Below are 22758 nucleotides of genomic sequence, written 5' to 3' on the forward strand. Positions count from 1 at the left end.
CGCGGCGCAACCATGCCGGTGATCGCCCGCGTCGAGCAGTTTCTGCGCCGCAGCGCCGCCGCCGGCGCCGATAAGGTCGCGATCGTCGACGCCGACACGCGGCTGAGCTACGCCGAACTCGACGCCGGCGCCGACCGGCTCGCCGCCGGGCTTGCCGCGCGCGGCGTCAAAAGCGGCGACCGCGTCGTCGTGTTGATGGACAATATCTGGGAAGCCGCGCTGTCGATCTTCGCCGTGCTCAGGGCCGGCGCCGTCTTCTGCCCGGTCAATCCCTCGACATCGGCCGACATGCTCGCCCACATCCTTGGCGACTGCACGCCGCGCGTCGTGCTCACCCAGGCCAAATATGCGCGCGCCGCCACCGTGGCCGCCGCCGGCCTCGCCGCGCCGCCTTTGATCGTCGCCGCCCGCGCCGTCGCGGCGCTGCCGCAAGGCGTTGCCGGCTTCGAGAGCCTGCTGGAAGAGACGCACGCCGAACGCGTGGCGGAGGGCGATGCGTCCGACCTGGCGATGATCATCTACACTTCCGGCTCGACCGGCCGGCCCAAGGGCGTGATGATCGCCCACACCGCCATGATCGCGGTCTCCGGCTCGATCGCCACCTATCTCGACAACGGCCCGGCCGATGTCGTGCTCGCCGTGCTGCCGCTCTCCTTCACCTACGGGCTTTACCAGCTGATCGTCGCCGCCCGGGTCGGCGCGACCCTGGTCTTGGAGAAGAGCTTCGCCTTTCCCCACGACGTGCTCGCGCGTGCTCGCGCCGAGGGCGTCACCGGCCTTCCTCTGGTGCCGACCATGGCGGCGATGATTCTCGGCCTGTCGGAGCTTAAGCCCGGCGCGCTGCCGGCGCTGCGCTATATCACCAACGCCGCCGCCGCCCTGCCGCCGGCCCATGTCGCCGGCCTCGGGCGCCTGTTTCCGGGCGTGCGCATTTATTCCATGTACGGCCTGACCGAATGCGCCCGCGCCAGTTTCCTGCCGCCCGAGGAACTCGAGCGCCGGCCCGATTCGGTCGGCAAGGCGATCCCCGGCACCGAGATCGCCATTCTCGACCAGGCAGGCCGTCCGGTGCCGGCGGGTGCGGTCGGCGAGCTGGTGGTGCGCGGCCCGCACCTGATGCGCGGCTATTGGGGCGACGAGGCGGCCACCGCCCGGGCGCTGCGGCCCGCTCCCGCCCCCGGCGCGCGCCAGCTTCGCACCGGCGACCTGTTTCGCGCCGACGCCGACGGTTTCCTCTATTTCGTCGGCCGCACGGACGATATCGTCAAGATCCGCGGCGAAAAGGTCGCGCCGAAACGGGTGGAAACCGTGCTGCATGCCTGTGCGGGCGTGCGCGAGGCGCTCGTTTTCGGCGTGCCCGATCCTGTGCTCGGCCACGTCCTGCACGCCGCCGTCGTGCGCGCCGATCCGAATCTCGACGACCGCGCCATCCTGCGCCACTGCGCGCGCAACCTGCCCGATTTGATGGTGCCCAGGAAGATCGAGTTCCGTCAGGCCCTGCCGAAAACCGCGAGCGGCAAGGTGGTGCGGCGGCTCGTACTCGAAACAGGAACAGACCGATGAACCAGCATTCCGTCCCCGTCTTCTCGCCCGACGCGCTCGCCATCGACCCCGAGGCCGAGATCGAGCGCATTGTCGCCGCGCTGCGCGCCCAGCTGCGCGGGACGCTGCGCAAGCGCGGCCTGGTGCTCGGCCTGTCCGGCGGCATCGATTCCAGCGTCTGCGCCGGGCTCGCCGCCAGGGCCGTCGGGCCCGACAGGGTTCACTGCCTGTTGATGCCCGAGGACGATTCCGATCCCGAAAGCCTGCGGCTCGGCCGGCTGGTGGCCGAGCGGTTCGCCCTGACGGCCGAGGTGGAGAATATCGGCCCGGCACTCGCGGCGATGGGCTGTTACGACAGGCGGGACGGCTTCATCCGCCAGGTCGTGCCCGCGTACGGGCCGGGCTGGAGCTCGAAGATCGTCTTCGCCAACGCGCTCACCACCGCCGGGTACAACATGTCGTCGCTGGTGGTCCGCGATCCCGAAGGCCGGGTGGAAAAACACCGCCTGCCGGCCGAGGCCTATCTCGGCATCGTCGCGGCGACCAACATGAAGCAGCGCACGCGCAAGCAGTTCGAATATTATCACGCCGACCGGCTCAACTACGCCGTTATCGGCACCCCGAACCGGCTCGAATACGATCAGGGCTTTTTCGTCAAGAACGGCGACGGCGCCGCCGACGTCAAGCCGATCGCCCACCTCTACAAGTCGCAGGTCTACCGGCTCGCCGAGCATCTCGGCGTGCCGCCGGAGGTGTGCAGCCGCCCGCCCACCACCGACACCTATTCCATGGCCCAAACGCAGGAGGAGTTCTATTTCGCGCTGCCCTACGACAAGATGGATCTGTGCCTTTACGCCCTCGACAACAACGTGCCCGCCGCCGCCGTCGCCGGCGCGGTCGCCCTGAGCGAGGACGAGGTCGCCATGGTCTGGAAGGATATCGCCGCAAAGCGCAAGGTGGCCCGCTATCTCCATCTCGGCCCCCAGCTTGCCGCGCCGCTCGCCTGACGCCACACTGGGCCGCGAAGGGGGCGGCCGCCGCCGCGCCCCGACCGTTTAACCGAGTCGGCGGACAGGACCGCGATCCGGTCGAAAGGACGCCAGCGCATGACCGATCTGCCATCGACCGAGACGCTTATTCTGGAACGGGACGGGGGCTGGCTGACGGTCTGGCTCAACCGGCCCGCGGCGCGCAACGCGCTGTCGGCGGCAATGGCCGACGAGCTTGCCGCCACCGTTGCCGCGCTCGCCGGCGATCCTTCGATCCGCGGCGTCACCTTTCGCGGCAAGGGCGACATGTTCTGCGCCGGCGGCGACCTCAAGGATTTCGGCGCGCTGTTGCGTGACGACGTCCCGCGCGCCGACATCGTCGAGTTCAGCCGGCGCGCCGGCGCCCTGTTTCACGCCGTCGACACCTTGCCGCAGGTCACCGTCATGCTCGTTCACGGCGCGGCCATGGCCGGGGGGCTCGGTCTCGTCTGCGCCGGCGACATCGTGATTGCCGCCGCCGATGCCAGATTCGCGCTCACCGAGACCATGCTCGGCATTCCCCCGGCGCAGATCGCGCCCTTCGTCGTCCAGCGCGCCGGCAGGGCGGCCGCGCGCCGGATCATGCTGACGGGCGCCCGTTTCGACGGTGGCGAGGCACTCAGGCTTGGTATCGCCGACCAGCTTGCCGACGACGTCGCCGGCCTCGAGGCGGCCGAGGCCGCGGTGCGCGCGGCCGTGCGCCGCTGCGCGCCGGGCGCCAACGCCGTCACCAAGAACATCGTGCTCGCCGCCGGGCGCCTGGACGGATCGGCGCTGCGCGATCTCGCCGCCGACGGGTTTGCCGAGTGCCTGCTCGGCGAGGAGGGCCGCGAGGGCGTCGCCGCCTTCCTGGAAAAGCGCAAGCCGCGCTGGGCGGTTTGAGGGGGCAATCGAAACCATGACGGCACGGACGGTACGGATCGGCGGCGCCGCGGCGGCCTGGGGCGACACGCTCCTGGGCGCGCGCCAGCTCGTCGAAAAGGGCGATGTCGACTATCTCGTCGGCGATTATCTGGCCGAGGTCACCATGGCGCTGCTGGCGCGCGCCAGGGCGAAATCGCCCGAAGGCGGGTTCGTGCCCGACTGGCTGGCCTCGGTCGAACCGGTCCTGCCCGAAATCCACAAAAAGCGCATCCGGCTCGTCACCGACAGCGGCGGCATGAACCCGGCCGCCTGCCGCGACGCCTTCGTGGCCGCCGCCGACGCGGCCGGGCTCGCCTTCAAGGTCGCGGTCGTCACCGGCGACGATCTGACCGCGCAGGCGGACGCGATCGCCGCCGCCCGCCCGCCGGAGATGTTTTCCGCCGCGCCGCCGCCGGCGGCCTTCGCCTCCGTCAACGCCTATCTCGGCGCGACCGCGATCGCCGCGGCGTTGGACGCCGGCGCCGATGTCGTCATCGCCGGCCGCATCGTCGATTCGGCGATGACGCTCGGTCCGCTGATGCACGAGTTCGGCTGGCGCCACGACGACTACCACCGCCTCGCTGCCGGCAGCCTCGCCGGCCACGTCATCGAATGCGGCTGCCAGGCGACCGGCGGCCTGTTCACTGACTGGCAGGAGGTTGCCGACGGCTGGCACGACATGGGCTTCCCGATCGTCGAATGCGCTGCCGACGGCAGTTTCGTCGTCACCAAGCCGCCCGGCACCGGCGGCAAGGTCTCGCGCGGCACGGTCGCCGAGCAGATCGTCTACGAGATCGGCGACCCGCGCGCCTATCGCCTGCCTGACGTGACCTGCGATTTTTCCGAGGTGGTCCTGGACGAGATCGGCCCGGACCGCGTGCGGGTCAGCGGCGCGCGGGGCCGCGCCCCGGGGCCCGACTACAAGGTCTGCGGCACCTATCTCGACGGGTTTCGGCTGGTGACGACCTATATGATCGCCGGCTTTCAGGCCGGCGCCAAGGGCCGGCGTACCGCCGAGGCGCTGGTCGAGCGCACCGCGCGCATCATGCGCGCCAAGGGGTTTGCGCCCTATCGCGAGGTCTCCATTGAGGTGATCGGCGCCGAGGACACGTATGGCGCGGCCCGGCGCGCCTTCGAGGCGCGCGAGGTGGTGGTCAAGATCGGGCTCAAGCACGACGACGCCAGGGCGCTGGAGGTGTTCGCGCGCGAATTCGCCCATCCGGGCGTCGCCATGGCGCAGGGCCTGACCGGCGTCATGCACGGCCGGCCGAAACCGGTGCCGGTGCTGCGCGTCCATTCCTTCCTGTGGCCGAAGCGCGACGTACCGGTTTCGATCGATCTCGACGGCGACATCCGCCCCGCCGCCATTGCCGATACGAGGGCCGCCGCCGACCCGCCGCCGCATGCCGCCCCGCCGGCGCCCGTTGCCGCCGGCGTGACGACGCTGGTGCCGTTGCGCGCGCTCGCCTGGGGGCGCAGCGGCGACAAGGGTAATCACGCCAATATCGGCATCGTCGCCCGTCGGCCCGAATTCTATCCCTGGCTGTGCCACCAGGTCACCGCCGCGCGCATCGCCGGTTTTTTCGCGCATTATCTGGAGGGCGAGGTGCGGCGCTACCTGCTGCCCGGCTTTGGCGCGCTCAACTTCCTGCTCGAGGACGTGCTCGGCGGCGGCGGCACCGCCTCTCTGCGCTACGATCCGCAGGCCAAGACCTATGCCCAGATGGTGCTCGACCTGACCGTCGAAATCCCCCGGGCCTGGCTCGACCCCGACGGCCCGCTCGCCGGCTGGCGGCTGGAGGCGGAAGAGGGTGCGTAGACAAACGATCGCAGGTGGATGACCGTCTTCGTCAAATGCTCGGCGGTTGGTCGATCGACCGCGTCGGGCGGCCCACCGCACCGAGCGATGCGGTGAGCCGCATTTCGATCATTCGGCGCTCAGTTGCTGGATTGCCGTCGCCCATTCTTCGACATGATAGCTTTTGACGATCTTGCCGTCGTCGACCGTGTGGATGTCGATCGACATGATGTCGAAGCTCTTTCCCGTTGCCGGGTCGACCCCGAGGAAGGGCCCCTGCGGCGTTCCGGTGGCGCGTCCGCGAACGACGAACCTGTTGCCGTCCCGCAATATCTCTTGCGGCTCCCAGGTCAGGTCGGGGATCAGTCCCCCAAAGGCGTTGAGCGTCTTGATCAGCCCTTCTGCGCCCGGACCGCCCAAAGGCGTCGGCGTGGAAACCCAGTCTTCCGCCACGACGCTGCGCACCGCCTCGGGCGTCGCGTCAGCGGGTGTGGTCAACAGATCGGCATAGAAGCTTCTGACGACGGCCATATCATCCGCGAACGCCGCGCCTGACATGAGACCGGTAAGGGCAACAGCGGCAGCGAGTCGAAGTTTTTTCATTGCTCTGTTCCTTTCGAAAGTGTTGCGCGATTGATCTAGCCGCGATCGACTTTGTCGAGTAGAACAGAACGAAATAACTATTTGTTCGGATATAAGGAACAATGGGTTTCCCCGTCAGCTATCAGACCCTGCGACGGCTTTTGTATTTCGAAGCGATCGCGCAAGCACGGTCCATCAATGGGGCCGCCTCCCGCCTGGGGCTGTCCAAACCCGTGCTTTCAGAAGCCCTCTCGACACTGGAAGACGAACTTGGCGTGTCGCTTGCGGTCCGCTCGACCCGCAAGTTCGAGTTGACGGAAGACGGGATCAAAGTTCGCAGGAAGGTCGAACGGATTCTCGAGATCGCGACCGATATCGGGAAAATCGGGATCGGCGACCAGCGGCTTGGCGGTGCGATTACGATCACGCTGCCGGCGGAACTGGCTGTGTTCTGGCTCCCAAGGCGATTGAAGGGATTTCACCAACGCCACCCCGATGTCACGATACATGTTCACAGTTCCGATCAGATCGAGAACATTCGCGTATCCGTGATTGAACTCGCCTTGCGAACGTCGTTCCATTCACGGACGCCGACGACGGACACGATGATTGTTATGCCGCTCGCCATTGTTGCAAGTCCTGAATTGGCTGACGTGCCGTTCGACCGTATCCCTTTGCTGGAACATGCGCATATCGGAGGTGAAGGGCGATCGATATTCGGGACGGGCTTTTCTCGAATCGTGCGCGTCAACAATCGCAACGCTGCGATCGCGATGGCGCGTGAGGGCTTAGGCGCCGTTCGTGTCGTCCGGGCAGGGGTGGCGTCCGAGATCTCTGACGGCACACTTGTAGACCTGATGCCTGGCACCGACATTGGCGCGCTCGAGGTGCGGCCGGTGTTCAGAGACAGGCACCCATCGGTGCTCGCATCGGCATTTTGGACCTATTGCCGAAATGCCGGTTGAAAGCCGGCGCAATCGAAACAGCGGTCCGCCGCGTTGAGCGCACTGAAGCGAAAACCCGGCTCCGATCAGGGCTGCGTCTTCGCCGGGTCCTCGGCGAACAGGTGACAGCGCACCGCAGCGTCGCCCACCAGATGCGCCGGCGGCGTGTCGGTCGAGCAGTGCTCCATCACGAACGGGCAGCGCGGATGGAAATGACAGCCCGGCGGCGGGTTGACCGGGTTGGGAATCTCGCCGGCGATCGCCAGCCTTTCCTTGCCCTCCATCTCGATGTCGGGCACCGCGTCGAGCAGCATTTTTGTATAGGGATGTTTCGGCGCCGCGAACAACTCGCGCGCCGGCGCCTCCTCCACCAGCCGGCCGAGATAAAGCACCCCGACCCGCGTCGCCACGTGCCGCACCACGGCCAGGTTGTGGCTGATGAACAGATAGGTCAGGCCGAGCCGCTCCTGCAGGTCGCGCAACAGATTGAGCACCTGCGCCTGCACCGACACGTCCAGTGCCGAGGTCGGCTCGTCGCAGACGATGAATTGCGGGTCGGAGGCGAGCGCGCGCGCGATCGCGATGCGCTGGCGCTGGCCGCCGGAAAACTCGTGCGGGAATTTCTGGCCGTCGCGCGCGTCGAGCCCGACCAGCGACAGCAATTCGCCCACCCGCGCGGCGCGGTCCTTTGGGTCGGCGATCAGGTCGAACGCCTTGATCGGCTCCTCGATGATCGCCTGCACGCGCCAGCGCGGATTGAGGCTGGCGAACGGGTCCTGGAAGATCATCTGGATCTTGCGGCGCATGCGCCGCATCGCATCCGCGCCCTTTTCGCCCCACACGTCGGTGCCGTCGATCGACACCCGTCCGGCCGAGGGCGGCAGCAGCCCGACCGCCATCTTGGCAATCGTCGACTTGCCGGACCCGGATTCGCCGACCAGCGCGTAGGTCTCGCCGCGATTGATCGAAAAATCGACCCCGTCGACCGCCGTCAGCGTCACCCGCCCGCCGCCTTCGATCATCCGGTTGAGCCAGGGTTTGGAAAGATCGAACACACGCCGCAGGCCGCCGATTTCCACCAGCGGCACGGCGTCTTGGTCCGGCGCGGCCGGGCGCGCAGGGCTTGTGTACGCGGCCGTCATGATGTCGCCTCCGGCGTTTCGTCCGCCGCCGCGATGCCGCGCGCGGCGGCCGCGCGCGCCACCGGCTCGGGCGGGCGGCGCGCGGGGTCGGGATCGTGCAGGAAACAGGCCGCGTCGCTGGCGCCGGCGGAGTAGGGGTGCGGGCGTTCCGCCCGGCAGCGCGCGAAGGCGTGGTCGCAGCGCGGGTTGAAGGCGCAGCCGTCGGGGATGGCGCCCAGCCGCGGCATCGCGCCCGGAATCTGCGCCAGTTCCTCGTCGGGGTCGCCGGCCAGCGAGGGGATCGCCGACATCAGCCCGTGCGTATAAGGGTGCTGCGGATGTTTGACGACCGCGCGCACCGGCCCGATCTCGGCGAGCCGGCCCGCATAGAGCACGCACACCCGGTCGGCGGTTTCCGCGATCACCCCCATGTCGTGCGTGATCAGCATCACCGAGGCGCCGCGCTCCGAGCACAGCCGTTTCAACAGCGCGATGATCTGGGCCTGCACCGACACGTCGAGCGCCGTGGTCGGTTCGTCGGCGATCACCAGTTCGGGGTCGGCGCACAGCGCCAGCGCGATCACCACACGCTGGCGCATGCCGCCGGAAAACTGGTGCGGATAGGCCGAGAGCCGGGCGCCGGCGGCCGGGATGCCCACCTCCTCGAGCAGTTTCTGCGCCTTGTCGCGCGCCGCGCGCTGCGACAGACGCTCGTGGGTGAGAATGGTTTCGGTGAGCTGGTCGCCGATCCGGTAAAGCGGGTTGAGGCTGGTCAGCGGGTCCTGGAAGATCATGCCGATGCGTCGGCCGCGTATGCGCCGCATCTGGTCCGGCCCCAGATCGTCGATGCGCTCGCCGCCGAGCCGGATCTCGCCGGCCGCCACCCGCCCCGGCGGCTCCAGAAGGCCGATAATCGCCGAGCCGGTGATCGACTTACCGGCGCCCGATTCGCCCACCACCCCCAACACCTCGCCCGGCGCGATGTCGAACGACAGATCGTCGATCGCCCTCAATACGCCGGCGCGCGTGGGGATCTCGACCCGGAGATTGCGGACGGAAAGCGTTGCTGTCATCTGAGCTTCGGATTGAGTGCGTCGCGCAGCCAGTCGCCGAGCAGGTTGACGGCGAGCGCGAGGATTGCCAGCGTGATGCCGGGAAAGATGGTGATCCACCATTCCCCGGAGAACAAAAAATCGTTGCCGATCCGGATCAGCGTGCCCAGCGACGGCTCGGTCGGCGGCACGCCGACACCCAGAAACGACAGCGTCGCCTCGGTGATGATGGCCAGCGCCAGATTGATCGTCGCGATCACCAGCACCGGACCCAGCACGTTGGGCAGCACGTGCTTGAACATGATCGTCCACGGCCTCAGTCCGATCAGCCGCGCGGCCAGCACATATTCCTTGTTGGCCTCCACCAGCACCGAGCCGCGCACCGTGCGCGCATACTGCACCCAGAACGACAGCCCGATCGACAGCACCAGCACCACCAGCACCACCTGGTCGTAGGATTGCGGCCCGGCCATCGCCCGCGCCACGCCGTTGATCAGAAGCGCGATCAGGATGGCGGGAAAGGTGAGCTGCACGTCGGCGATGCGCATGATGACGGAATCGACCGCCCCGCCAATATAGCCGGCCACCAGGCCGAGCGTGACGCCGATCACCATCGCGAACAAGACGCTGGCGAACCCCACCGCCAGCGAGATGCGCATGCCGTAGAGGATGGTCGACAGGATGTCGCGGCCCTGGTCGTCGGTGCCGAGCAGGAAGCGCGCGTCGCCGCCCTCCATCCAGGCCGGCGGATAGAACGAATCCAGGATCGAGATCGTGGCCGGGTCGAACGGGTTGTGCGGCGCCACCAGCGGCGCGAACGCCGCCGACAGGATCATCACCAGCGTGACGGCGGCCGACACCACCGTCACCGGCGAGCGGACGAAGGAGTACCACAGATCCGATTCCAGCGCCCGGCGCAGCCGTCCCTTCGCCGGGGGCGCACCGTCGCCGCCGCGCGCCGCCACCGCGCCGTTTGTGGTCTCGCCGGCGACATGGGGCATCGGCTATCTCCTGGCTTCGCCGAGGCGAATGCGCGGGTCGACCGCCACGTAGAGCAGGTCGACGATGAAGTTGATCGCCACGAACAGGAACGCGATCAAAAGCAGGTAGGCGGCCATGATCGGGATATCGACGTTCTGCACCGCCTGCAAAAACAGCAGCCCCATGCCCGGCCACTGGAACACGGTTTCGGTGATGATGGCGAAGGCGATGATCGAGCCGAGCTGCAGCCCGGTGATGGTGATCACCGGCACCAGCGTGTTCTTCAGCGCATGCCCGAAATTGATGGCGCGCCGCGACAGCCCGCGCGCGCGGGCGAATTTGATGTAGTCGGTCCGCAGCACTTCCAGCATCTCGCCGCGCACCAGCCGCATGATCAGCGTCATCTGGAACAGGCCGAGCGTGATCGCCGGCAGGATCAGCGACAACAGTCCCGACTTGGTCAGCAGTCCGGTCGTCCACACCCCGCCGAGATTGACCGTCTCGCCGCGCCCGAACGAAGGCAGCCAGCCGAGATTCACCGAGACCACGAAGATCAGCAGGATGCCGATCAGAAAGGTCGGCAGCGACACGCCGATCAGGCTGATCGCCAGGAAGCCGCGCGCCAGGAGCGTGTTGCGATAGAGCCCCGTATAGACGCCCATCGGCACGCCGACGGCGAGCGCGAACAGCGCCGACACGAAGGACAGTTCCAGCGTCGCCGGCAGGCGCGACGCGATCAGCGCGGCGACCGGCTGCTTGAACTGGTAGGAAATGCCGAAATCGATCTGCACCGCCTTCACGATGAAGCGGGAAAACTGGATCATCACCGGATCGTTGAGCCCGAGCGCCTGGCGCAGCGCCTCGCGCTCGGCCGGCGAGGTGTCGACCCCAACGAGCTGGTTCACCGGGTCGCCGACGAAGCGGAACATCAAGAAGGAGATCAGCGCGACGACAAGCATGACGCCGAGCGCCTGCATGAACCGCCTGATGGCGAATGCGATCATCGATTGTGCCCCTGAAGTCCATGCCTCCCCCGCGCGCCGGGCGCGCGGGGGTCAGATGGCGGTTTGGACGTTCAGTTCACCGTGGCCCAGTAGAACAGGACCTGGTTGTCCGGACGCTGGACGATGTCGATGTTCTTGCGCTTGCCCCACACCAGCGACTGCTGATGCAAGGGGATGTGCGAGACCTCGTTGGTCATGATCGTGTAGGCTTCCTTGATCAGCGCATCGCGCTTTTCAGGATCGATCTCGCCGACGATCTTGGCCGCCAGAGCGTCGACCTCCTCGCTGCAATAGCCGCCGAGATTGAACGGCCCGCCCTTGCCGGTCTCGTCGCGGCAGCCGACCAGATTGGTGATCACGTTCCACGAATCGAACGAACCGGGCGTCCAGCCGAGCAGGTAGAAGTCGGTGTCGTAGCCGCCGGGCGCCAGCACCTTGGCGAAATACTGCGCCTTGGGCTGGGCGTTGAGGTTCACCGTCACGCCGATCCGCGCCAGCATCGACACCACCGCCTGGCAGATCGCCTCGTCATTGACGTAGCGGTCGTTCGGGCAGTCCATGCCGACCGAAAACCCGTCCGGATAGCCCGCATCGGCCAGAAGCTGCTTGGCCGCGTCCGGGTCGTGGGGCAGCCGCTCGAACTCGCCCGAGCCGCTGAACAGCTCGTTGGCGATCAAAAGCGGCACCGGCGTCGACAGGCCGCGCATCACGCGTTCCTTGATCGCCTCCATGTCGATGGCCTGATAGATCGCCTTGCGCACATTGACGTCGCGGAACGGGTTCTTGCCCTTGACGTCGGATGTCGGCAGCTCGTCGCGGAACTGGTTGAAGCCGAGATGGATCACGCGCAGTTCCGGGCCGGTCAGCGCCTCGGTGTTCGGGTCGCTGTTGACGCGCGGAATGTCCTGCACGGGAACCGGATCGACCAGGTCGACGTCGCCCGCCAGAAGCGCGGCGACGCGGGTGCCGTCGGCGGCGATCGGCGTGAACACCACCTCGGTCAGATTGTGTTCGGGCTCGCCCCACCAGCCCTCGTTGGGCTTGAAGATCGTCTTCACGCCCGGCTCGTGGCTGTCGATCACGAACGGGCCGGTGCCGTTGGCCTTGAACGCCGCCGGTCCGGGATTGGTGTCGCGCGCCGAGACCGGCGAGACCGCGCCTTCCGCCTCGGCCCATTCCTTGTCGAAAATATACCAGGTGTCCCACTCGTAATGCAGGATCGGGTTGGGCGAGGTGAGCTTCACCTCCACCGTATGGTCGTCGATCTTGGTCCACTGCGAATCGGCGGGGATGCGGGTCTTCAGGTCCGATGTTTCGGCGCGCACGCGATCGGCCGAGAAGATGACGTCGTCGGCGGTGAAATCGTTGCCGTTGGCGAATTTCACGCCCTTGCGCAGATTGAAGCGCCAGGTCAGCGGGTCGACGACCTCCCAGCTCTCCGCCAGGCCCGGAATGATCTTGAGATCCTTGTCGCGCTTGGTCAGGCCCTCATAGACATTGCCCAGCATGCCGAGCGTGAAGGTCTCGTTGAGCGAATAGGGGTCGAGTGCGTTCAGCGTGCCCTGAAAGGCGAACCGCAGGGTTTCGGCGTGGGCGGTCGAGCCCAGAAGCAGTCCCGCGCCAGCGGCGGCCAGGGCCACCTTGCGGCTTCGCACGCGCAGACTACGAAGCGATTGTCCGATGCTCATGATTGTCTTCTCCCATTGGCGAGCATTGATGGTTTTTTGATTATCAGAAGAAATGCTCTTGGCCGGCACTATTCAGAAAACCCGCACGGCGCGCAAGCCATGTTCTTTCCGGACCCGGCAAGGTTGTGCCGAAAACGCGCGAAATTGGCCCGAAACGGGCGTATTTTGCGCGGAAAACTGCCGTAGCCTATCGAAAATCATGCGAAATCACGCTCGAATTCGCATCGTTCGATCCCGATCGTCGCAGCCGTTGCGCGTCAGATATGCAGGGCGTGACCGAGCGTGCGCAGGGCGGCTTCCTGGAACGCCTCTCCCAGCGTCGGATGGGCGTGGACGGTCTGCGCCACGTCTTCCAGCCGCGCGCCCATTTCGATGGCGTGGGCGAAATAGGACGCGAGTTCGGAAATCTGCGCGCCGACCGCCTGCACGCCGACGACGAGATGGTTGTCGGCGCGCGCGACGATGCGCACGAAGCCGTCGTCGCGCTCGATCGTCATGGCGCGGCCGTTGGCCTGCAGCGGAAAGCTCGCGCTGCGCACGTCGAGCCCGGCCGCGGTCGCCTCCTGCGGCGACAGGCCGGCCGTCACGATCTCGGGATCGGTGAAGCAGACCGCCGGCACGCAGTGCCGGTCCCAGGCGCGCCTTTTGCCGGCCACGATCTCGGCCACCATCTCGCCCTGCGCCATCGCGCGGTGCGCCAGCATCGGCTCGCCGGTCACGTCGCCGATCGCGTGGACCCCGCGCATGGAGGTGCGGCATTGGTCGTCGACGGCGATGAAGCGCCCGTCCATGGTCAGGTCGAGCTCTTCCAGCCCCCAGCCTTTTGTGGCCGGGGCGCGACCGACCGTGACCAGCACCGCGTCGGCCGGCACCGTGCCGGACTGCCCGCCATCGGTGTAGGATAGCGTTCCGGCGCTCGCCGAATGCCGCTCGGCCTTGACCCCGGTCAGCACGCGCACGCCGAGCGCCTCCAGGCGCTTCTTGACCGGCCTGGTCAGTTCCTCGTCATAGGCGGGCAGGATGCGGTCCATGGCTTCCAGCACGCTCACCTGGCTGCCGAGCTTGGCGAAGGCCGTGCCCAGTTCGAGCCCGATATACCCGGCGCCGACCACAGCCAGCCGTTGCGGGATCTCCGTCAGCGCCAGCGCGCCGGTCGACGACAGGACGGCGCCGCCGAACGGCAGTCCCGGCAGCTCGACCGGGGTCGAGCCGGTCGCGATCACGATATGGTCGGCCGTGACGGTCTGGGGGCCGGTCGGCGTGTCCACATGCACCGTCTTGCCGTCGCGAAACCGCGCCCAGCCGTCGACATGCTTGACGCCGGCCTTCTTCAGGAGCCCGCTCACCCCGTTGGTGAGCCGGCGCACGATGCCGTCCTTCCATTCGGCGGTCTTGGGATAGTCGATCCGGGCCTCGCCGGCATGGATGCCGAGCGGCGTGCCGCCGGCGGCGAACGCGCTCGCTTTGGCGAATTCGTCGGCGGCGTGGATCAGCGCCTTGGAGGGAATGCAGCCGACATTGAGGCAGGTTCCGCCCGGTTTCTCGGCTTCCACGATCACCGTGTCGAGGCCGAGCTGGCCGGCGCGTATGGCGCAGACATACCCGCCCGGCCCGGCGCCGATGACCAGCAATTGGCACTTGATGTCTCTCATCCTGTCAGTCCTCGATGAAGATCGATGCCGGCGTTTCCAGAAGCGTCTTGATCCGCTGCACGAAGACGGCTGCCTCCCAGCCGTCGATGATGCGGTGGTCGAAGCTCGACGACAAATTCATCATTTTGGCCGGCAGGAACTGGGCGCCGTCCCAGACCGGACGCACCTGCATCTTGTTGACGCCGACGATCGCGACTTCGGGATGGTTGATGACTGGCGTCGTGGCGATGCCGCCGAGCGCGCCGAGCGAGGTGATGGTGATGGTCGAGCCGGACAGTTCCTCGCGTGTCGCCGTGCCGTTGCGCGCCGCCTCCGCCAGTCTGGCGATCTCCGCCGCGCACGCCCACAGATCGAGCGTCTCGGCGTGGCGTACGACCGGCACCACCAGCCCGTTGCGGGTCTGGGTGGCGATCCCGACATGCACCCCGCCATGCTGGTGCACGACCCCGGCCTCGTCGTCGTAGAGCGCGTTCAAGCCGGGCTGTTCGCGGATCGCCTTGACCATCGCCAGCAGCAGGAACGGCAACACCGTCAGCCGCGTCTGGTCGTCGCGCTTGCGCGTGTTGAGGGCGGCGCGCAGATCCTCCAGCGCGTCCATCTCCACTTCCTCGACATAGGTGATGTGCGGAATGCGCGATTTCGCCACCTGCATCTTTTCGGCGATGCGCCGCCGCAGGCCCACCACCTTGAAGTCGGTGACACGGTTGTCGGGCGCGCGCGCGGCAACCGCGCCGGGGCGGTCGCCGGCTTCCAGATGCAGGTCGAGATCCTCGTGGGTGATGCGGCCGGCCGGACCGCTGCCGCGCACGAAACGCAGATCGACGCCGGCCTCGCGCGCCCTCAGCCGCACGGCCGGCGCGGCGAGCGGCTTGTCGCCTTCCTTGCGCGTCTGGGCCGGCAAGCGGCGGTCGCGCGCGGCTTTGCCCGCCGGCGGCGCCGGCGTGTCCGGCCGCTCGCGTGGCGCGGCGGGCGCGTCCTGCGCCGCGTCGTCGTCCGGCTGCCTGTTGGCGGTCGTCTCGGCCCCATCGGCTGCTGGTCGCGCCGGCGCCGCCGGCTCGTCCTCGTCTTCCGCCTGCGGCGCGGCCGGCTTTGGCGCTGCGGCCGCGTCGTCGTTGCCGTCGCCGGCGACCTCGATCTTCAGAAGCGGCGCGCCGACCGAGATCTGCTCGCCGACCTCGCCGCCGAGCCAGGCGACGGTGCCTTCGACCGGCGAGGGAATTTCCACCGTCGCCTTGTCCGTCATCACGGCGGCCAGCACCATGTCCTCGGCCACCGGATCGCCGACCTTGACGTGCCATTCGACCAGCTCGGCCTCCGCGATCCCCTCGCCGACATCCGGCATCTTGATGACGTGCTGGCCCATCTCAGCCCTCCATCAGTTCGCCGAGCGCGGCGCCGACCCGTGCGGGGCCGGGAAAATAGGTCCATTCCTGCGCGTGCGGGTAGGGCGTGTCCCAGCCGGTGACGCGCCGGATCGGCGCTTCCAAATGGTAGAAGCAATGTTCCTGCACCAGCGCGGCGAGTTCGGCGCCGAAACCCGAGGTCAGCGTCGCCTCGTGCACGATCAGGCAGCGTCCGGTCTTCTTCACCGAGGCCACGATCGTGTCGAGGTCGACCGGCAGCAGCGTCCTCAGGTCGATCACCTCGGCGTCGACGCCGCTCTCCTCGGCCGCCGCCTCGGCCACGTAGACCATGGTGCCGTAGGCGAGCACGGTGACGGCCGCGCCCTCGCGCCGCACCACCGCCTTGCCCAGCGGTTCGGTGAAATGGCCGGCCGGCACCTCGCCCAGCGCGTGTTTCGACCACGGGATGATCGGCTTGTCGTGGTGGCCGTCGAAGGGGCCGTTATAAAGCCGTTTCGGCTCCAGGAAGATCACCGGATTGTCGTCCTCGATCGAGGCGATCAAAAGCCCCTTGGCGTCGTACGGGTTCGACGGCACCACCACTTTCAGCCCCGACACGTGGGTGAACAGCGCCTCCGGGCTCTGGCTGTGCGTCTGGCCGCCGAAAATGCCGCCGCCGGTCGGCATGCGGATGGTGAGCGGGCAGGTGAAGTCGCCGGCCGAGCGGTGGCGCAGGCGCGCCGCCTCCGACACGATCTGGTCGTAGGCGGGATAGACATAGTCGGCGAACTGGATTTCCACGCACGGCCTCAGCCCGTAGGCGGCCATGCCGATCGCCGTGCCGACGATGCCGCATTCGCTGATCGGGCTGTCGAAGCAGCGATCGCGCCCGAACCGTTCCTGCAGGCCCTGGGTGCAGCGGAACACGCCGCCGAAATAGCCGACATCCTCGCCGAACACGACGACGTTGTCGTCCTTTTCCATCGCCACCATATGGGCGTCGCGGATCGCCTCGATCATCGTCATGCGCGGCATCGTCAGTACCCCGCTTCCTGGCGTTGGCGCCTGAGATGCGGCGGCATGGTGTCGTAGACCTCCTCGAAAATGTCGCGCGGCGAGGCTTTCGGGCCGCTGTGCAGCGTGCCGAAGGCCTCCGCTTCCTTCTGCGCGGCCAGCACCTCGGCGTCGATCTCCGCCTCGGCCTGGCTGTGGCGCTCCTGCGTCCAGGCGCCCACGGCGACCAGATGGTTTTTTAACCGTTCGACCGGGTCGCCGAGCGGCCAGGCGTCCGATTCCTCCTTCGGCCGGTAGGCGGACGGATCGTCCGAGGTCGAGTGCGCGGCGGCGCGGTAGGTAACGTATTCGATCAGCACCGGCCCGAGATTGCGCCTAGCCCGCTCGATCGCCCATTTGGCCACCGCGTGGACGGCGAGATAGTCGTTGCCGTCGACCCTGAGCGAGGGAATGCCGAAACCGTGGCCGCGCGCGGCAAACGTGCCCGAGCCGCCGCGTGCGATGCCCTGGAAGGTCGAGATCGCCCATTGATTGTTGACGATGTTCAGCACCACCGGCGCCTTGTAGGTCGAGGCGAAGACCAGGCCGGCATGGAAGTCGCTTTCCGCCGTCGAGCCGTCGCCGATCCAGGCCGCGGCGATGCGGGTGTCGTTCTTGATCGCCGACGCCATCGCCCAGCCGACCGCCTGCGGAAACTGGGTGGCGAGATTGCCGGAGATCGAGAAGAAGCCGAATTTCTTCGACGAATACATCACCGGCAATTGCCGACCCTTGTTGGGGTCGCGGGTGTTGGAATAGATCTGGCACATCATGTCGACCATCGGATAGCCGCCGGCCAAAAGCAGGCCCTGCTGGCGATAGGTCGGAAAATTCATGTCGCCGTCTTCCAGCGCCTTGCGGAAGGCGCAGGCGATCGCCTCCTCGCCCAGGCACTGCATGTAGAACGAGGTCTTGCCCTGGCGCTGCGCCATCAGCATGCGCCGGTCGAAGGCGCGCACGCGCATCATGGCGCGCAGCCCGTCGAGCGTCTCCTGCGCGGTCAGCGTGCCCGCCCACGGACCCACCGCCTCGCCCTTGCGGTTCATCACCCGGATGATCGAATAGGCCATGTCGCGGATGTCTTCCGGCGGCACGTCGATCGGCGGCCGCTCGACGCTGCCGGCCTTGGGGATCTTGACGTTGGAAAAATCCGGCTTGCCGCCCGGGCGCACTTCCGGCTCTGGCACGTTGAGGCGAAGCGGCTTGTGTTCGGCCATGGCATCGGGCTCCCGGTGGTCGGGGGAGCAAACGCGCCGGCCGGCGTTTCGTTCAAGGCCGCCGGGCCGCGCCGTCTCCTCCCTGGTGCCGATCATCCACCTTCGTCACGCCGACGCAAGAAAAAGTCGCGGTCGCGAGGGCCGGCGGCGCATGATCGCAACAAGGCTACGGCCGATGTCGCGCCGGCGAAATTTTGTGAGCCGGAAAGCCGCCCAAACACGCGCAGTCTTGCGTGAAAAAGAAGCGATTTTGGCGTCGCTTTTGCGATTTTTGCATTTTTTCGAGGGCAAAATCGCAATTTCTGCGGTCGAATCGAGGTGTTTTCGGCCCGAAAACCGCTCAGGAAAAGCCGCGCACCGTCGCCGCGTCGAGAATGGCCAGCTCGCGCCGGTCGGAGGCGAGCGGCACGAAGGCGACCGACAGCGCGCCGTCGCGCACGCTGCACAAGGCAAACGATCCGCCGGCCACGAACCGCAGCCCATCGCGATAAAGAACGTCGTTGGCGTTGTGGAGCCCGGTGGTGGTGACGACCGGCACGCCGTTCCATATCGCAACGCGGTCGTAGTGGACGTGGCCGGTCACAATGCCGGCGACGGGGTGGCCGGCGATGGCCTCCGCCAGGCGCCACGTATCGGCCGCGCCGAGGCTTTCCCAGCCATAGCCGGTGCCGGGTGCGACCAGCGGCGCGTGGTGCATGACCAGCAGCTTCGCCGCTTCCGGATGGCGCCGCAGCGCGGCGTCCAAAAAGGCGAACTGGTCCGCGCCGAGCGCGCCGGCCACCTTGCCGGCGACGCTGGTGTCGAGCGTGACGACGTGGAGGCCGCCGATCAGTCGGTCGTGGCAGTAGGGGGCGGTGGCGCCGGTCGGCTCATCGAGCATGCCGGCATAAAAACCCGGTCGTGTGTCGTGATTGCCGAGCGCGTAGAGGGTTTTAAGGCCGTGCGCCTCGACCACGGCGCGCACCCGCCGGTAGCTTTCCGGATCGCCGCGGTCGGTGATGTCGCCGCTGACAACGACGAAATCGGGACGCGGCGCGATCGCGGCGATCGTTGCCATCACCGCCGCCAACCTGTCGAGATTGGCCGCGCAGGCATCGTCCTCGGCGTGCGGTGGAGAGATGGCGTGCAGGTCGGTCAGGTGGACGAAGGTAACGGCATCGCTCATCGAAAACTGTCCGCGTCGGAAAGGGGCAGGGTGCGACCTGGGTCGGCGGGACGGCCACCATGTCGCAAAGCGGCCCGGTGCGGCAAGCACCGGGCCGGGATTTTGTCGCGGCCGGGCCGGCGCCGCGGCCGGCGCGGCACCCGGCCAGGCCGGTTCAGGCCGCCGCGGCACGTGCCGTTGTGCGTGCCCGCGCCGCCAGCGCCTTGGTCGCGTCGACGGCCTCCTGAGCGGCGTACCAGTAGCGCTGCTGCAGTTCGATATTGAAGACGACGCCTTCGGGGAACGTGCATTCGGCGAGGATTTCCTCCCACGGCAGGTCGCCCCAGCCGACCGGCAGATGCAGGTCGCCATGGCCGTAGGCCAGGCGTTCGCCGATGGTGAACATCCAGATGTCGTCCTGGCGTCCGAAACTGTCGTGGACATGCAGATGGCGGCCATAGGGCGCCAGCGCCTTGATCTCCGCGACGAAGTTCTGGCGCGCCCCGGCGAAGTCGAGATTGATATAGGCGTGGCTGAAATCGATCGTCGCGGCCACGTTGGGATGGGCGATCGCGGCCAGCTCGTCCGCCAGCCGCTGCGGCGAAGAGGCGTGTACGCTGCCGTCATAGCCGCCGAACATCGTCTCCACGCACAGGTAAAGCCCGTTCTGGCGGGCGATGTCGCCGCCGCGCGCCAGCCATTCGCGCTGCCGGTGATAGGCCGCCTTCAGACCGTCGCCCGATTGGTGGCGTGCGAGCCCGGAATGGACGACATAATGCTTGGCACCCAGTTCGGCAGCGACTTCGAGCGACGCGGACAACACGTCGAGATGGCGCGGCAGCCGCCGCGCCTCGTCCATGAAGTTGATGGCGAGCGGCCCGTGCACGGAAAACGCCACCGACCGGCCGGCGCAGGCGCGCTTGATCTCCTCCAGGCGCGGCCGCCGGATCTTGCCGCCGACGATCACGTCGAGATCGAAGATCGGCAGTTCGATCGACTCCACGCCCAGCGCCTCGATCAGATCGAGTTCCGCGGCGAAGTCCGACAGATCGTCCTGTCGTTTGCGCGCTGACAGTCCCGTTCCCGCGACACCGTTTTCGAGCATGAGAATTCCTTTCCAGTCTGGTCCGCGCCGCGCGCGGGGGAGTGATTCGTAGCCCGCGAACCTGCCCGCCGCGTATGTCAGCCGTCTGACAGCCGGATGGAGGTTTTGCGACGGCGAACGAGCGCGCCGCGGTGCGGTGGTGCATGCGGATTTGCATGGCGGGGCGATTCGTGCCGCGATTTCAGAGTTTTAGCCTGACTAAAATTCTGCTTGACTCATGCCATCGCTGAAGGCATCGTTTTTTACAAATACTAAAACGATCGAGGGAGCGATTGTGGACGAGCAGGTCGCACGCGAAGGCAACGGCGCCGCCAACCAGGATCCGCTGGGCGAACGGCTCAGGGCCCGGCGTCGCGAACTCGGCCTGACCCTCAAGCATGTCGCCGAAGGCGCGGGTCTGTCGGTCGGTTTCATCTCCCAGATCGAACGCGGCATCACCACTCCGTCTCTGTCCTCGCTGGTGTCGGTCGCGCGCGTGCTCAAGGTGCATGTTTCGGAATTCCTCGCCCAGCCGCAACTGACCGTTCCGACCACCCGGCACGACCAACGCCCGCATTACGCGGTCGGCTCCAATTCGCTCGTCTACGAGCGGCTGTCGGCCTCGTTTCCGGGAAACGTCCTGCGCAGCGTCATCATCCACGAACCGCCGGGATACCGTTCCGAACCGATCGCGCATGAGGGCGAGGAAATCTTCTACGTGCTTGCCGGCGGGATCACGGTCGAGGTCGAGGGCGAGGTCCATATTCTGGAGCCCGGCGATTCGATCCATTTTCCGTCGACCCGGGTCCACTCGTCCTGGAACCACACCGGCGCGCCGTCGACCATCCTGCACACCTGCACGATGGACGTGTTCGGCGACGAGCCGGGCGATGCGACGCACAGCGTCGTGCCGGCGGTGCGCAAGAAGGGCGGCCGCCACCAAGCAACTGCCAAGAGCCAGAAACCATAGGGGAATTGTGATGAACAGGATTTCGAAATCGCTTGCCGCGGCGCTGCTTGCCGCGACCACGCTCGCCGCCGCGCCGGCGCTTGCCGAAACCGTTTTGCGCCTCGACGAGGTGCCGGTCGGCGAACTCGATCCCGGCAAGGCGACCGACTACGCCGACTCCATCTTGATGTTCAACATCTACGATACGCTGGTCATCCCGGCCCAGGGCGGTCCGGGCTATGTGCCGCATCTGGCCGAAAGCTACGAGGCCGACGGCAACGACTTCGTGTTCACGCTGCGCCAGGACGTGAAATTCCAGAGCGGAAACCCGCTGACGGCCGACGACGTGGTGTTCTCCTTCGAGCGCATGAAGGCGCTTGGCCAGGGCCTGTCCTTCCTGTTCAAGAATGTCGACGGCGTCGAAAAGGTCGACGACGCCACGGTGCGCTTCAAGCTCTCCCAGCCGTATTCGCCGTTCGTGGCCTCGCTGGTGCGCCTTCCGATCGTCGACAAGAAGCTGGTGATGGACAATCTCGGCGAGGGCGACGGCGAGATGAAGGATTGGGGCCAGGCCTTCCTGTCGGCCAACGGGGCGGGCACCGGCGCCTACAAGGTCGTCTCGCACAATCCGCAGGAAGAAACGGTGATGGCCAAGAACGCCGATTACTTCCTCGGCGTGGCCGAGGTCGCGCCGGACACGGTACGCTTCCGCTACGGGCTCGAGGCGGCGACCGTGCGCACGCTGATCGCGCAGGGCGAGCACGACATCTCCTCGCAGTGGCTGCCGCCGGAAGTGTTGAAGTCGCTTGCCGCCGACGGCGCGCAGATGCTCAAGGAGACCGGCGGCGGCGCTTTCTACATCAAGATGAACACGGCCAAGGCGCCGCTCGACGACGTCAATTGCCGGCTCGCGCTCGCCAGCGCCTACGACTACGCCTCCGGCCTCAAGATGGTCGCCGTCACCGACGACGTGGCGCAGGGCTCGCCGGCGACCGGCGGCGTGCCGGTCGGCATGTACGGCGCCAAGCCGGCCTCCGAGGCGATGAACCGCGACCTGGAAAAGGCCAAAGAGCACCTGGCCGCGTGCAAGTACAAGCCCGAGGATTTCAATCTCGAAATCTCCTGGATCGGCGAGGTGCCGATCGAAGAGCGTTTCGCGCTTCTCATGCAGGCGAATTTCGCCGAGCTCGGCATCAAGTCGGAGATCAGGAAACTGCCATGGGCGCTGTTCACCGAACAGGTGACCAAGCCGGAGAATACGCCGCATATCTCGCAGATCTTCGCCAACGCGGTCACCGGCGATCCCGACACGCTGCTTTATCCGATGTACCATTCCTCGGCCGCCGGCACCTGGCAGTCGCCGGAATATCTGAAGGACGAGGCGGTGGACGCCGCCCTGGAGAAGGGGCGCGCGGAGACCAGCGACGAGGGCCGCCAGGCCGCCTACACGGCCCTCAACGACCGGCTGATGGAGATCGCCCCGTCGATCTACGCCTATGACCGCCAGTCGATCTTCGCCGCCTCCGACCGGGTCAAGGTGCCGGCGCTGTCCGATCCCGCCAAGGCGTTCGGGCTGGACGGTTTCGGCTTCACCTTCCGGCTCATGGAAATGACCGCAGAGTAACTCCCAGGACGCCGGCCGGCGGCAGGCGCGCCGTCGGCCGGCACCGCGC

Annotated in this window: 19 protein-coding genes; 7 read left to right on the forward strand and 12 right to left on the reverse strand. The window is 67.2% G+C overall.

The genetic code is table 11. The features are described 5' to 3' along the window. The first annotated feature begins 12 nt into the window (after positions 1-12). From C7T96_RS18800 to C7T96_RS18815, 4 genes are all read left to right on the forward strand, one after another. Positions 13-1563 carry an AMP-binding protein gene (locus C7T96_RS18800; RefSeq protein ID WP_106572795.1) on the forward strand — a complete coding sequence of 517 codons (1551 nt, stop codon included), beginning with the start codon at positions 13-15 and terminating at the stop codon, positions 1561-1563. Beyond that, positions 1560-2549 carry an NAD(+) synthase gene (nadE, locus tag C7T96_RS18805; protein WP_106572796.1) on the forward strand — a complete coding sequence of 330 codons (990 nt, stop codon included), beginning with the start codon at positions 1560-1562 and terminating at the stop codon, positions 2547-2549. The genes C7T96_RS18800 and nadE overlap by 4 nt, the downstream gene beginning before the upstream one ends. Positions 2550-2648: 99 nt before the next feature. After that, positions 2649-3452, forward strand: coding sequence for an enoyl-CoA hydratase-related protein (locus C7T96_RS18810; RefSeq protein WP_106572797.1), 804 nt, complete (start codon positions 2649-2651; stop codon positions 3450-3452). A gap of 16 nt (positions 3453-3468) precedes the next feature. After that, positions 3469-5292, forward strand: coding sequence for an acyclic terpene utilization AtuA family protein (locus C7T96_RS18815; RefSeq protein ID WP_106572798.1), 1824 nt, complete (start codon positions 3469-3471; stop codon positions 5290-5292). Between the two features lie 108 nt (positions 5293-5400). Here C7T96_RS18815 and C7T96_RS18820 read toward each other — a convergent pair whose 3' ends face one another. Continuing rightward, positions 5401-5802, reverse strand: a complete 402-nt coding sequence (locus C7T96_RS18820; protein ID WP_199190515.1) for an ester cyclase — start codon at positions 5800-5802, stop codon at positions 5401-5403. A gap of 173 nt (positions 5803-5975) precedes the next feature. Between C7T96_RS18820 and C7T96_RS18825 the strand changes: the two genes are divergently transcribed. After that, positions 5976-6818: a LysR family transcriptional regulator gene (locus tag C7T96_RS18825; RefSeq protein WP_106572800.1), complete on the forward strand. Its 843-nt coding sequence runs from the start codon at positions 5976-5978 to the stop codon at positions 6816-6818. A 65-nt stretch (positions 6819-6883) separates the two neighbouring features. Here the strand turns inward: C7T96_RS18825 and C7T96_RS18830 are convergent, their stop codons facing one another. The 11 genes from C7T96_RS18830 to C7T96_RS18885 form a co-directional block, all read right to left on the reverse strand. Then, complete coding sequence (locus tag C7T96_RS18830; protein WP_245414181.1) at positions 6884-7819, reverse strand: oligopeptide/dipeptide ABC transporter ATP-binding protein; 936 nt, start codon at positions 7817-7819, stop codon at positions 6884-6886. Positions 7820-7935: 116 nt separating this feature from the next. Beyond that, complete coding sequence (locus C7T96_RS18835; protein ID WP_106572802.1) at positions 7936-8991, reverse strand: ABC transporter ATP-binding protein; 1056 nt, start codon at positions 8989-8991, stop codon at positions 7936-7938. Further along, entirely contained in the window at positions 8988-9971 is a 984-nt protein-coding gene (locus C7T96_RS18840; protein ID WP_106572803.1) for an ABC transporter permease, read from the reverse strand. Before C7T96_RS18840 ends, C7T96_RS18835 begins: the two co-directional genes overlap by 4 nt. Positions 9972-9974: 3 nt before the next feature. Next, positions 9975-10955, reverse strand: coding sequence for an ABC transporter permease (locus tag C7T96_RS18845; RefSeq protein WP_106572804.1), 981 nt, complete (start codon positions 10953-10955; stop codon positions 9975-9977). 71 nt (positions 10956-11026) lie between these two features. Then, positions 11027-12643 (reverse strand): ABC transporter substrate-binding protein, encoded by a 1617-nt coding sequence (locus C7T96_RS18850; RefSeq protein ID WP_106572805.1) that lies wholly within the window; start codon positions 12641-12643, stop codon positions 11027-11029. A 257-nt stretch (positions 12644-12900) separates the two neighbouring features. Continuing rightward, positions 12901-14295: a dihydrolipoyl dehydrogenase gene (gene lpdA / locus C7T96_RS18855; protein ID WP_106572806.1), complete on the reverse strand. Its 1395-nt coding sequence runs from the start codon at positions 14293-14295 to the stop codon at positions 12901-12903. Positions 14296-14299: 4 nt separating this feature from the next. Next, entirely contained in the window at positions 14300-15658 is a 1359-nt protein-coding gene (locus C7T96_RS18860) for a dihydrolipoamide acetyltransferase family protein (RefSeq protein ID WP_106572807.1), read from the reverse strand. 1 nt (position 15659) lies between these two features. Continuing rightward, positions 15660-16673, reverse strand: coding sequence for an alpha-ketoacid dehydrogenase subunit beta (locus C7T96_RS18865; protein WP_106572808.1), 1014 nt, complete (start codon positions 16671-16673; stop codon positions 15660-15662). A 2-nt stretch (positions 16674-16675) separates the two neighbouring features. Continuing rightward, on the reverse strand, positions 16676-17908 hold the full coding sequence (locus tag C7T96_RS18870; protein WP_106572888.1) for a 3-methyl-2-oxobutanoate dehydrogenase (2-methylpropanoyl-transferring) subunit alpha: 1233 nt from the start codon (positions 17906-17908) through the stop codon (positions 16676-16678). A 340-nt stretch (positions 17909-18248) separates the two neighbouring features. Further along, positions 18249-19073: a metallophosphoesterase gene (locus C7T96_RS18880; RefSeq protein WP_158264420.1), complete on the reverse strand. Its 825-nt coding sequence runs from the start codon at positions 19071-19073 to the stop codon at positions 18249-18251. A gap of 154 nt (positions 19074-19227) precedes the next feature. Next, the gene (locus C7T96_RS18885; protein ID WP_106572811.1) at positions 19228-20157 is read right to left on the reverse strand and encodes a sugar phosphate isomerase/epimerase; all 930 of its coding nucleotides are present in this window, start codon (positions 20155-20157) and stop codon (positions 19228-19230) included. Positions 20158-20431: 274 nt separating this feature from the next. On the opposite strand from C7T96_RS18885, the gene C7T96_RS18890 reads away from it, so the two are divergent. Together C7T96_RS18890 and C7T96_RS18895 are read left to right on the forward strand one after the other, a co-directional pair. Further along, positions 20432-21106 carry an XRE family transcriptional regulator gene (locus tag C7T96_RS18890; RefSeq protein ID WP_199190516.1) on the forward strand — a complete coding sequence of 225 codons (675 nt, stop codon included), beginning with the start codon at positions 20432-20434 and terminating at the stop codon, positions 21104-21106. A 10-nt stretch (positions 21107-21116) separates the two neighbouring features. Then, positions 21117-22709 carry an ABC transporter substrate-binding protein gene (locus tag C7T96_RS18895; protein ID WP_106572813.1) on the forward strand — a complete coding sequence of 531 codons (1593 nt, stop codon included), beginning with the start codon at positions 21117-21119 and terminating at the stop codon, positions 22707-22709. Positions 22710-22758: the final 49 nt, after the last annotated feature.

This window comes from Nitratireductor sp. StC3 (assembly GCF_003015025.1).
Classification (GTDB): domain Bacteria; phylum Pseudomonadota; class Alphaproteobacteria; order Rhizobiales; family Rhizobiaceae; genus Mangrovimarina; species Mangrovimarina alexandrii.